This is a genomic window from Pseudoalteromonas sp. PPB1, from assembly GCF_015356275.1.
In the GTDB taxonomy this organism is placed as follows: Bacteria; Pseudomonadota; Gammaproteobacteria; order Enterobacterales; family Alteromonadaceae; genus Pseudoalteromonas; species Pseudoalteromonas rubra_D.
The window spans coordinates 26,237-38,900 of sequence record NZ_JACEQV010000035.1 but is presented as its reverse complement, the minus strand read 5'-3'; the positions used below and the strand labels follow the sequence as shown (position 1 = coordinate 38,900).

Genomic DNA, 12,664 nt, shown 5'->3' with positions numbered 1-12,664 from the left:
GTACCAAGGCGGCCGCTTCCACCTTAAATTCCTGTGTAAAAGTACGACGTTTTCTGGTCATAGACACCTCTCATTGAGTGGTAATAATACCACCTAAAATAGTGTCCGGTTTTATTGAATCACAACATTTGTCGCCTGATGGAATAAAGACTGTGTTTACTAACTCAAGGTTCGAAGTGAAGGTTGGCAACCTATTTGGTTACTTTAGAGTTAGGGACCTTACAAAAAACAGTACGTTGATGGCGCTGGGAATATGATTAAAACAGAAAATTTAGGGTGACACCCATTTAAAATCGGCGCTCTCTGAGCGCCTTTTTTCTGATAAAAAATGTACGAAAAAAGTGGGGAATACACGTATCATTAACGGGACCCTCATTAGGGGGAGGATTAGCGAGCTTGGCTGCAATGAAATATTCACTCTCTGCTTCAACTTTCAATGCTGCTGGGGTTCATCGAAATACCATTAACGGGTTCAACGCAAATCACGCACAAATACACGGACACTCAGCGTTATCGGTTCTTGTTACGTGTCTTCTAGGGTAAATGTGAGCGCGCTATTTTGTGTAACTTTGGAATGGGTGTCTGCTAAAAATTAGAGTTGGTAAAGGCCACATTGAAAAATGTAGATGATATAGCAGCTGCTCTAAGAGGTTATTAATGATGCAAGATATTTCAAAAGAGGCGACGTGCGCTATAGCCTCAAAATTAGGGCTACCTGAAATTAGCCCCTCATGGCAAGGGATTGATGCCGTACTTCCTTTATAAATAAATACGTGGACACCCAGCGTTATTTGTGAGGAAAATACACGGACACCCAGCGTTATCGGCTCTGGAATTTAGGTTGAAACCCATTTACCCATTCAAAACCGGCGCTCAGCAATTTGAGGTGGTTATCTGGTGCCTCTTTACATTAAAAGATCGTAAAAAAAGGCTTGGTTCTGTATAATAATTGATTGGGCGTGGGGCCACTAAAGCTTGACTCAGTTCCGCTTCACTACACCGTTTGGCCACGCATTATCAGCCCCTTATTAGGGCGTTAAATTAAAAGCTAACTATGAGGTAAATTTTGAAAATTAAAGCACTCGTTATAAGTTCAACATTGGCGATTTGTTCATTTGTTACTCATGCAGGCTCTTGGAGCGGTACGACTTATGTTAGGGAAATCTATGCTCACTCAACAAATAATGTTGATGGAACAATATACTTCAAATTCGCTTCAATGAAAAATCCATACAATTGCGAGCAGTCTGACTTAATCGCTCTGAAGAAGTCCAACCAAGTATTCTCTGAATTGTACTCGCTCATATTGGCTGCATTTGCAACCGACCAAAAAGTAAACTACTACGTCAATGGCTGTGATCAGCATGGTTACCCTGAACTAATTCACGCAACCGTATCTATGTAGTATTTTACCTATAAAGCCAATCACAAGACTTTACAGAGCTACATAGATACCCAAGTGCTACATAGACATCCAGGCTTTATACCTCTTGCGTATATTTTTGTGCGTGAGCACTATTTCTAACAAACAGACGGAAGACTGAATGAAGGGCTCGTGGGTAAGCCGGCTCCGTTGAAACAGTCGCTATTTGACACTGTGCGGCGCGGTTAAGTCCTGCCTGAGTGTGGCAGTCATCATTTGAGTTTCAGTTAATGGGAATTCTAACCTAATAAGCGTTCACAATTAGCTAGGTTGGCGCGCCGCTTTTTTTGTAGGTGGGTGCAATATTTACTCATAGCATGACGCCTGCCTACTGCACCGTGGAATACTTTGGTAAATTGCGTGGTGAGTTTTAGCCAGTTTTCGGGCTCTATTTGCAATCGAGCGAGAATAGGCTGTGCATCGCAGATATGTCCTCGTTTGTCTGCACGGATGCATCGTCCTGTTAGTTCAACCAGTTCAATGTAGTATTTAAGCTCAAAGGGGAGCCCTTTGGGCATATTCTGTTTTGGGTTGCCAGCAAAGCGCAGTAGGTTTTTGGGTTGTTTTCCATGCTTAGCATGCTCAATGCGCTTGCTGATACTGGTGAACTCAGAGGTTTCCGGTGTGTTGGCCATTTTGGCTCGGATTGGATTGAGATCAACGTAGGCCATACAGGCAGCCAACGCCGCTTCATCGAGTAACGCCTGGGATTTGAACCTGCCTTCCCAAAAGCGACCTGTACAGCCATCTTCTTTGTTTGCCCTGCGGGCAATGTCTTCGTTGAGCACGCGCATAAACCAGCTGATGCTCGATAGCCTTTCACGATATTTGTCGATAATATCGTTGAGTATCATATGCTCGGACGTATTAAGTTTGTTATCTTCAACAAATTTGTGCGTCAGCCAGTTTCCTTTGAATAGCTTATGCCAGCGGATAACAATCGCTTTGTCGGTCAATCGATTGGCTTTTTTATCATCCACATACAAAACGATGTGAGTATGGTTACTCATAACCGCGTAAGCGCAGATATCAATGCAAAAAATGCTTGCCAGCAGGAGTAGCTTTTCTTCAACCCATTCACGGCGATGCTCATAAGACTGGCCTGTTAACGGGTCTTTACCACATAGAAAGGCTCTCCTGACACAGCGAGAGATGCAATGGTAGTATTTTGTGTCAACTAAGCTGATCTGGCTTTTCCGTGCCGTTGGCATTTTATGTCCTTATCCTTGGGGCAGATAAAAAGCATAGATAGTGGAAGTCAGGCAGGCAAGTTTTTGGGAGGTCAGCTAGTCATTCGAAGTATGACAGACAAGCTTTGAAATGGGTGTCTGCCGTCTTGTTTGGAATGGGTGTCTGCCGTCTTCCCGGGTGTCTGCCGTCTTCCCGATTTTTTGCCGTGTGTTCATCACATTGATTTTGCATATCAATATCTTGAACCCCCTGGACTAAGGCGCTAAGTACCTGGGTTAATTTAACATTTAAACCTTTTACGGAATCTTATCGTCTAAGGAATGATATTCAAAATATATTAAAAGGAAAAAAATGAACCGATTCATAACCCAAACTAAATCAATGATATTGGTTATTTCATTAATGGCAGCGTTGGCCTCTTGTAAAAGTCATGATGCAACAGATTTTGAATCAAACACTAAACATGAGCTCATAGAATTTATTGATGGAAATGTTGGGCAGGTCGTCTCAATTTCGATTGTAGACTCAGAAAATACTCACCAATATCATTTAGGGACGTTAAGTAATGGCGATATGCCTAACAACCAAACAATATACGAAATTGGCTCTTTAACCAAAACTTATACAGGGTTAGTTGTTGCTAAGGCCATTCTTGAAGGGAAAGTTGAGCTTGATAAAGATATCCGTCATTACCTTAAAGGTAAAAAATACAAAAACTTAGAGCTGTCTAACCAATATATAACTTTACGACACCTTTTGACCCATACTAGTGGTCTTCCAGGAGCTTTTGCTGTTAGTCGTGAAGATATTGAGCAAGGCAGATATTTTGAAAAAATAGCAAAATACTCCAGAGATGACTACTTTGATGATCTTAAAAAAGTGCAGCTTAACTCTAAACCTGGTGAGGATTACCTATATTCGAACGTTGGTACTAATTTAGCCGGATATATTCTGGAATCAGTCTATCAAAAACCTTTTGAGTTGCTGGTTTTTGAAATGATCACGAGCAAGTCTGGAGAGCTGGGAACGAAATTTAGACGTACAGAATCCGAGGTAAGTGAAGTGACAGTCGGTACCGATGGAAATGGCAATCAAATGCCCTTGGCTAGTGCTTATTGGTTTGCTAGTGGAGGATTAACTTCAAACGTTGAGTCTGTCACACGTTATATGCAACACCAGTTATCCTCAGAGCCTGAGGTGGCTATTTCTCATCAACTTTTGGAAGAGAGTTGGACGGGCCATGGCTCGGCATTTTATTGGTACACAACTAAAGATGATTCCAATGAACTGATGCTTTATCAAAGTGGTGGCTCAATGGGCACATCTAGTTGGCTGGCCATTTACCCAAATAAAAATGTTGGCATTTTCATCGTAACAAATTTAGCGGAGGAAAATACTCAATCAAAGTTAGAAGCTATTTCAGATAAGGTTTTTGACTATTTGATGGCATATAACAAAGCCTCAAAGTCGGATGCGTAACAGTAGGCCAGTTCCGCTTCGTTGTATACTTGAAGGAGGGCACGAATTTAGGAATGGATGCCTGTCGGTTTGCCAGCCCAGTGGAACAGCAAGACAGGCACCCGATTAGCGCTACTCACTAGGCGCACATGAATTTGGAGGCAGTTTTTTCTGAGTATATCGTGTAGGCTAGAGGCCTCACGTATGGTGTTATTATCTGGCTGGTTTTTGGCTATATGAACTAAGTCAAACAAGGCCGAGCGTGTTCATCATATGAGTTTGAACTTTCAATATCTGGGGATTCCTCAGACTACGGCGTTATACGCTTTCGGAATATCAAAAGGAACGATGTGTATGAAATTAGCACAGTTGAACATAGCGTTAGCAAAATATCCTCTAGACAGTCTGGAAATGAAAGATTTTGTCGATAATCTAGATCTAGTCAATGGAATAGCAGAAAGCAGTGAAGGGTTTGTTTGGCGCCTAAAAGATGAGTCCGGTGATGCAACATCAATAAAGGCCTTTGATGACCCAAATATGATTGTAAATATGTCGGTTTGGGAATCTGTAGATTCATTGAAAAATTTTATGTTCCGCACTCATCATCGTGATTTTATGCGCAGAAAAAGCGAGTGGTTTCATCGTTTGCCGGAGGATACGTATGTTCTTTGGTGGATCGAAGATAATCAAATCCCTGATCTCAGCGACGCCATAGAGCGATTGGAACACCTAAGAAAAATAGGTGACACGGCTTATGCATTTACTTTTAAGGCTAACTTTACTGAGAGTGAAGCAAAAAGTGTACGTAAGGGCCTTGTTGATTAAATCCACCATAAATAACACAAAAAAACACAGACACCCATCTGTACCTGTATCTTGTATGTTTCGCTATGTTCAAAACTTATGTATAGAGACCAGTTTTGGAATGGGCGTTTGCTAGTTCTCTGAGAAAATGGAGTTAATTTGGAAGATAGAATAATAGGTTCTTTGGTAGGGCTTGCTTGTGGCGACGCAGTAGGCACTGCGTTGGAATTTGCGTCAAGAGGCTCTTTTGAGCCAATTGAGGATATGGTCGGTGGCGGTCCTTTCAATCTAAAGAAAGGGCAGTGGACCGACGACACCTCGATGGCGTTATGTTTAGCTCATAGCCTGCTCCGTAAGAAAGCGTTTGATCCAACTGATCAAATGAATCGCTATTGTGATTGGTATCGTGATGGTTACATGAGCAGTAACGGAAAGTGTTTTGATATTGGAATGACGGTATCTGACGCGCTGAGAAAGTACCTGGAAACCAGGAATCCTTTTAGCGGTTCTATCGACCAGTTTTCATCCGGCAATGGTTCCATTATGAGATTGGCGCCGATACCCATATATTATTTCGGGGATATTGATGCTTGTATAAAGTATGCGGGAGAAAGTTCACGAACTACGCATGGTTCTCCTCTGTGTATTGAATCTTGCGAGCTTTTTGGCTATTTAATTCACAAAGCGTTCAACGCTAATAGTAAGAACGAAATATTCCAAGCCATTCCTGGCAACTTTTGCGCTGAGTTGCTGCCGATATCTGAATTCAGCTTTAATACTTTGGAATACATGGAGCTCACTGGCAGTGGCTACGTGATTGAAAGCTTGATCTCTGCACTTTGGTGCTTTTACCATGGCGAAAACTTTAAGGATGCAATATTACTCGCAGCGAATATCGGAAACGATGCAGATACAACAGCGGCAATATGTGGGCAAATTGCAGGAGCTTATTATGGGTATAGTGAAATACCCAAAGAGTGGCGAGAATCAATAACAATGGCCGGTGAAATTAAGCAGCTCGCTTTGGATTTATATCGAGCGGGACTTGCCAGCTAACAAGTGGGTCGTGCGGGTGCCTGACAGCGTCGCACTATCAGGTGTTATATGTCTATGGACACATCTATCATCTATGAAAAATTAGAGTTTTATCGAGAACAGTATTTAGCTCAATCAATCGGTTTGTGTGTTGATAAAATTGTTTCAATTAACAATAAGCAGTTCACGCTCAATATTTGGCTTGATCATGATTCAAGTTTCGAATTAGTAGTATTTATGCTGACTGAGTCAAAACTTCTATTTAAAAGTCACTACTGTTTAGGTTTGAGAAAATTACATAAAAAACAAATTGAGTACCTTACAAATGAACAATTATGGGAGATAGGTATCCCGTAGTGAGCAAATAAAAAATTACTTAAAAGGGTGCAAACCAGTTGGTTTTTTTGTTCATCGCTAATGTTAGCCAAGTATTCACATGCCTATTAGACAGGTTTTAGGCTTTACACTCTCAGGAGCGTGCGTAGTTCCACAAGTTTGTTCAAGTGCGAGTGTTGTAACACGGTGTAATGGTTTTAGTTATCGTATCGGCACACAATGTTGCTAAGAACTATTACAAAAGGAATAAGTCGCTATGTCTTTGATCGACGACCTGAAACACCTGTTTGAACCTTTCGCTGCCAACCCGCCAATTATACTTAGCCCTGGTGAATGTCGTGACGAGTATGACAAATCACGTCAAGTTTTTAATCGCAGATTTGATTTTATGCCCAGTGTCATTGTGCAGGTTAAAGATACGGCACAGGTTGCTGCGCTGATTGAGCATGCAACCAAGAATGATATTGAAATCGCTGTTAAGTCTGGTGGTCATGATCATGAAGGTGAGTGCGTTGCAACTGGCAAGCTACTGATAGATTTTAATCTGATGGATAGTGTTAATGTGTATCAGGCCAGTTTGCCATCCAGTGCTGGACAAGTGTTTGGTGTGCGTATTCAACCCGGTGCTATCTTTGAGAATATTAAGACAAAGCTCGATGAATATCATTTTGGTATTCCTCATGGCACGTGTCAGAGTGTAGCAATTGCTGGGTATACCATGGGCGGTGGCTGGGGACCCTGGACACGCAAGTATGGTATGGGGTGTGAGCGATTGGTTGGTGCAACCATAGTGCTTGGTGATGGTTCTGTGAATTACTTGGGCGAGAGTGCAGAGCTCAATCAGGAGCTCTGCTTGTCGGACGATAAAATACGCAAGGACCCGGATCAAAACAACAGTTTATTATGGGCACTGCGAGGTGGTGGCGGACTTAGTTATGGTATCGTTACTGAGTTGGTTTTCAGGCCTTTCAAATTACCTTCTATTGCGCAGAGTTTTGTGATTAAAAGCGACTCATTTCCGGCGCTTGAAAAGATCAAGGCTGTTGACATTATCGCGGCCTGGGAGCAGTTAACCGCACCTGGTCAAAATCCAAACCTGATAGGCACTAACCTTAAAGTGAATGCCAAAGGGGTGAAACACGCATCCGAAATCAGTGAAAACGCACTCCTAAGCTGGCAACTGAATGGTCATTTTGGTGGTACGAAAACTGAACTGGAAACCATGATGACACAGTGGGCTTACTATTTGGTATCTCTAATTAATCAGGATCCTTGCTTAACTGATAGCGAAAAGCAACAGCAAGCAAATGATGTCATTCATGAATTCAACGAGTTTTATCAGAGAACCTGTGCACATGCAGTAGAGTTTAATGCAGCGACTAATAGCACAGGGTACTCTCTGGACTTTGATAGCTGGGACAGGGAGGTAGGTGGTATTCAGCTTGAAACAGACGAGCCGGCACCACACAAGATTACGTCAAGGATGCCCACTCAAAGCTGGGGAAGTGATGGCCGAAAAGCGCTAGTTAAGTCACTGCAATCTACCTTGTTATACGCAGATAAAACTAACAGCAATATTGCGGCTTACATTACCTTGGGCGCTATCAGTGGCCAGTATTATGCAGATAAACAGCAATTATCAGAACAGGATAAAGTGAGCTGTGCTTTCCCCTATCAGGACAGGCCCTTTACGATCCAGTATCAGGCGTGGTGGGATCAGCCGGAGCAGGGTAATGACCCCGAAGATGTCGCAAAGCAGATCTCAACGCGGTTTTATGAAAACAGAGCGCAAGACTGGATTGAGTCGTGCCGAAGTTTTGATATACCAGACACGAGAGGGGCATTTATCAGCTTTAAGGATGCAGCAGTGAAAACCGAAGATTACTTTGGTGACAGCTATGAGTCGCTAATTGGCGTTAAACTCGACCAAAGTCAGGACTCCAAATGCCTGTTTAGAAGCAGAAAAACCATTATCTAACAATTCATGATTATTGGCTGGCGCATGGCCAGCCAATAATCATTCCACTCAGGTAATAGTCGTTTTGTTTACCCAGTATTCGAGCTTTTCTGTTACTTTGGCAGACTCTATGGGTTTTGTTATATAGTCATCCATACCCGCATCCAGGCACTTTTGCCTGTCGCCTTGCATTGCGTTTGCCGTCATTGCGATGATGGGGATATCGGTATAATGATTGCCAGCCTGAGCAGAGCGAATACGACGGGTGGCTTCATAGCCGTCCATTTTTGGCATTTGGCAATCCATCAATACCAGGGTATAGACTTGGGTTTCCGTGTCACGCAGTTTGTCCAATGCCTCTATGCCATTTTCTGCAATGTCGATTGTTACGCCCAGGTGCTCTAAGATCCGCGTTGCAACTAATTGGTTTACTTTATTGTCCTCGACTAGCAATACATGGGTGTCTTTTGCCCATGGGAAGTCTTGTATATCGTCCTGATCTGGTTTGTCGCTGGGTTTGGTACCCTCTTCCAGACTATTAGTGGGCACTAAGCCAGACAGTGCTTTCATCAAATCGTGTTGGGTAGCTGGTTTTGTGAAGTAGCCATCCAGGGGTACCGGGCTTGATTCAACCGCATCAAACTGTTCATCCAGTAGCGTCATCATGATGAGCTTTAGCTGACTAAGCTGGCGGTTTTGTCTGATCTCATGGGTCATTAACTTACTACTCATTGTGGGCAGTGTTCTGCTGAAAAACACAATGTCAATGCTGCTTGCAGAGAGTATCTGCAAAGCCTGTTCTGCGCTGTGCGCTTCGCTAACTTGTACTTCCCAGCGCTCGAGCTGATGCTTTATAACTTCGTTACTTGAGGTATCCGAGTCCACTAGCAAGGCATGGATGTTCAATGACGAAAATGCGGGGGCATTTGGTTCCGTGATCTCACATGGGTTGACCTGACATGTGAATTCAAAACAACTGCCGCTCCCAACGGTGCTAGAAACAGACACATCGCCACCCAGCAACTGGCATAGCCGTTTGGTTATACTCAGGCCCAATCCAGTCCCGCCATATTTTCTGGTGGTGGAAGCATCAACCTGAGTGAAGGAATCAAACAAGCTTGAAAGCATCTCTTCGGGTATGCCAATCCCGGTATCCTGAATGCGACAGGTGAGTAGGGTTTTGTCTTCACTGATAGAATGAGTCAAAGACGCGCTCATCACGATTTCGCCTTGCTCAGTAAACTTAATTGCATTACTCAGGATGTTTGCCGCGATTTGTCGGATCCTGCCTGGGTCTGAATTGATCATGGCTGTTTGGATACCCGTCAGGTCGATGACTAAGCCGACGCCTTTCGTTTGAGCGCCGAGCGCCATGGATTCAGCCAGCTGCTCAAATAGCTGTCTGACATCGAAATCGATGAACTCAAGTTCCAGTTTGTCAGCCTCAATCTTCGAAAAATCCAGAATATCGTTGATCAGGCTCAGTAAGGAGTGAGCACTGTTACTGGCAATGCCGACAGAATGCGCCTGCTCAGGTGTCAATTCGCTGTGCTTGAGAAGCTCCAGCATGCCCAGCACCCCGTTCATTGGGGTTCTTATCTCATGACTCATGTTGGCTAAAAATTCAGATTTCAGTCGGGTTGCTTGCTCTGCTTTTTTGAGTGCAGCTTCAAGTTCCATCGCTTGTGACTTCAAAGAAGCCGTTTTCTGTGAAACTTGCTCTTCGAGTTGCACTACGAATTGCTTTTGGCGATTGATTTCCGCTTTTTGCATGCGGGTGCGCAGATAGATGACGGTAAAAATAAGCAAAGCACATGCTATGGCATAGAGTGTGTAGGCCCACCAGGTTTTCCAGGGCGGTGGGGCAACGTGTAAGTTAATAGATAACAGTTGCTCGCTCCATTCACCTCTACTATTCGTGGCTTTTACCTGAAATGTATAGGTGCCACCATCCAGATTTGTGAATGTGGCTGAGTTTCGGTTGCCAATGTCTATCCAGTTGTCGTCATAGCCTTCAAGTTTATAGGCATACTGGTTTTTATTAGGCGACACAAAATCAAGCACGGAAAACTCAAGAGAAAAAATATAATCCAGGTAGGTGAGGTAGATATCTGTGACGTATGAATAGGGTTTGTCGAGCTTTACAGACTGGCCCATTTTATTAAAGCCCGTCAAGATAAGCGTTGGGTCTTTGAGGGTTGATTGCAAAGGACGTGTGCTGAAATATTCGATACCGCGTTGGCTACTGGTAAAGAGCAGGTCTCGTTTGGCTTTGACCAGGCTATCGGAGTAGTAATTTAATCCAAGCAATCCATTATGGCTGTCAAAATTACTCACTTTCCCCGTAGACGGTGAAAACTTAGTGATGCCTCGGTTTGTAGTTAGCCATAAATTACCTCTCATATCGTCAGAGATAGCGCGGATCAAGTTGCTTGGTAGGCCATTTTGCGTGCTAAAGTGCGTAAAGTTGTTTGTCTTGGCCTGATACAGGTTGAGCCCTTGCTGGGTGGCAATCCAGATCTGCCCATCCTGGGTTTGGTAGATATCCTGTACAATGCTGCCAAGCAGGCTGTCTTCACGATATGGGTTATTCACAAAGGGCTGAAAAATTTGCTCTTTTTCAAGCCACAAGTTTACACCATTACCGGTGCCGACCCACATGTTGTGGGTATCATCTTTGTATATGGTTAGCACTTCTGGGTGTGACAAGCCATAGGAGGTATCGAGGTGTCTGAAGGTGCTAGTGTCCGGGTTATAAATGTAAACTCCGTTTTTGTATGTACCTACCCAGAGGTTGCCTTGTTTATCAACGGCAAGCGCTCTTATTTCTCTAAATTGCCTGTGATTTGGGTCATCCTTTGGATAACGAATAATTGTCACGTCACGTGTATCCAGGTTGAACTGTGCTAACCCTTCATCCTGCGCGACCCACAAAGTGGCATCGCCATCAAGATGTAAAACCGGGCGCTCAAGGAGTCGATTTTCACTAAAGCCGTTAGATTCATTAAATAGCGGCTCAGAAAGGGGGTGTAGGGTTTGAGATGCAACATCCCACCTGAGCAAGTGAGAAGTCGAATTGACAACAAGCAGGTCTCCATTTTTATCTGCAGCAATTCCATTTGGTGCTTTGAGCATTGAATTGCTGATGGATTTGAATTTACGATGTGGGACCAGTTTAAAAATACCGTGTACTTCATTAGTGATCCACAGCGTTTTGGCATTGTCTTCAAATATTATCCGCATGCCATTATTGTACTCAAGTTCCAGTTGCACCAATTCTTCATTTGACGGGTGCTGCCTGAATACGCCTTTACTGGTAACAAACCAGATATAACCCTCCTGATCCTCAATCATTGAGTTCACCTGTCCGAGGTCGGTGCCATCTTGAGCGCCAATTTTACTGAACTCAGCACTGGCAGGGTCGAATGCAAAAGGTCCTTGCTGGGTTCCGACGTATAGTTTGTTATGCGACGTTTTTAAAATGTGCCTGATTTCATTGGTGCCAGTGGGGGTGGTGTTTGTTGGGTCAGGGAAAAAATAGTTAAAGCGTTGCGTGGTTTTATCGTAGAGGTTCAGGCCGTAACTGGTCGCTATCCAAAGGCGGTCCATACCATCATTTTCGATGTCCCATATTCGATTGTGAGACAGGCCGGTGACTGAGTCAGTGCTTTTACTGACGTGCTCAAACTTACCCTCTCCCAGGTATCGATTAAGGCCACTATCATATGAGCCCAACCAGATTGAACCATCCAGATCATGATATAAAGACTGGATCCGGTTTGCTGAAATTGAGGTTGGCTGTTTAGGGTCATGAAGAAAGTTCTCGAACTGTCCGGTCTTTGGGTCATAGCGATTAGCACCTCCACCCCAGGTGCCAATCCATATGTCGCCATTTCTATCTAACATCAGGTTGCCAGCATCATTGTGTGACAAGCCGCTGTCACTTTGACCATCAAACTCAAACAGAGTGACCTTACGGCCATCATAGCGCATCACACCATTCTCAGCGGTACCGAACCAGAGTAAGCCTTGCTGATCTTGTATTATTGAATAGATTTCGGATGAGACAAAGCCGTCCTCAGCAGTCAGCTTTTTAACTGAGTATTGATTAGCAAGTACTGGGATGTTGCCAAAACACAACGCTGGCGCAACAGCCATCAAGACCAAAACGATATAGACTACAAAAAGCCGTTTACCCAAATGCATGATTGGCAACCATGAAAGATGCTTAAAAAGCGTAACTCGTGTTACTAGGCTAGTAGAAATTGCGTTCGATTTCTATGCATTTAGTTGTTTATACTGTTAAAAATTTATTATTTGCTGAGCAGGTTTCAGTCTATCCCAATACTGTTTATGCCATTAAGCAAAATAGTGCCGACATTTATCGGTCTATTGCTTTGGAACGATGTCAAAACGATTGAAACATGAACGCAACCTTGATGGTTTCCAGCACTCTCTCA

Annotated in this window: 6 protein-coding genes; 4 read left to right on the top strand and 2 right to left on the bottom strand. The window is 43.5% G+C overall.

What is annotated here, in order from left to right; all coding sequences use genetic code 11:
- Positions 1-1,662 precede the first annotated feature (1,662 nt).
- Positions 1,663-2,634, bottom strand: a complete 972-nt coding sequence (locus IY568_RS22715) for a transposase (protein WP_194868784.1) — start codon at positions 2,632-2,634, stop codon at positions 1,663-1,665.
- 331 nt (positions 2,635-2,965) lie between these two features.
- Between IY568_RS22715 and IY568_RS22710 the strand changes: the two genes are divergently transcribed.
- From IY568_RS22710 to IY568_RS22695, 4 genes are all read left to right on the top strand, one after another.
- Positions 2,966-4,093, top strand: a complete 1,128-nt coding sequence (locus IY568_RS22710) for a serine hydrolase domain-containing protein (protein ID WP_194868783.1) — start codon at positions 2,966-2,968, stop codon at positions 4,091-4,093.
- 333 nt (positions 4,094-4,426) lie between these two features.
- Positions 4,427-4,897, top strand: coding sequence for a DUF3291 domain-containing protein (locus IY568_RS22705; RefSeq protein ID WP_125559770.1), 471 nt, complete (start codon positions 4,427-4,429; stop codon positions 4,895-4,897).
- Positions 4,898-5,035: 138 nt separating this feature from the next.
- A complete protein-coding gene (locus tag IY568_RS22700; protein WP_194868782.1) occupies positions 5,036-5,932 on the top strand; it encodes an ADP-ribosylglycohydrolase family protein in 897 nt (298 codons plus the stop codon).
- A 571-nt stretch (positions 5,933-6,503) separates the two neighbouring features.
- The gene (locus IY568_RS22695) at positions 6,504-8,225 is read left to right on the top strand and encodes an FAD-binding oxidoreductase (protein WP_194868781.1); all 1,722 of its coding nucleotides are present in this window, start codon (positions 6,504-6,506) and stop codon (positions 8,223-8,225) included.
- 48 nt (positions 8,226-8,273) lie between these two features.
- On the opposite strand, the gene IY568_RS22690 is transcribed toward IY568_RS22695, so the two are convergent.
- Positions 8,274-12,410, bottom strand: a complete 4,137-nt coding sequence (locus IY568_RS22690; RefSeq protein WP_194868780.1) for a hybrid sensor histidine kinase/response regulator — start codon at positions 12,408-12,410, stop codon at positions 8,274-8,276.
- Positions 12,411-12,664 lie beyond the last annotated feature (254 nt).

Excerpts from the sequence above, each read along its gene's own strand:
- IY568_RS22705 (WP_125559770.1), top strand. The coding sequence starts at position 4,427 with ATGAAATTAGCACAGTTGAACATAGCGTTAGCAAAATATCCTCTAGAC.
- IY568_RS22690 (WP_194868780.1), bottom strand. The coding sequence starts at position 12,410 with ATGCATTTGGGTAAACGGCTTTTTGTAGTCTATATCGTTTTGGTCTTG.
- IY568_RS22715 (WP_194868784.1), bottom strand. The coding sequence starts at position 2,634 with ATGCCAACGGCACGGAAAAGCCAGATCAGCTTAGTTGACACAAAATAC.
- IY568_RS22710 (WP_194868783.1), top strand. The coding sequence starts at position 2,966 with ATGAACCGATTCATAACCCAAACTAAATCAATGATATTGGTTATTTCA.
- IY568_RS22695 (WP_194868781.1), top strand. The coding sequence starts at position 6,504 with ATGTCTTTGATCGACGACCTGAAACACCTGTTTGAACCTTTCGCTGCC.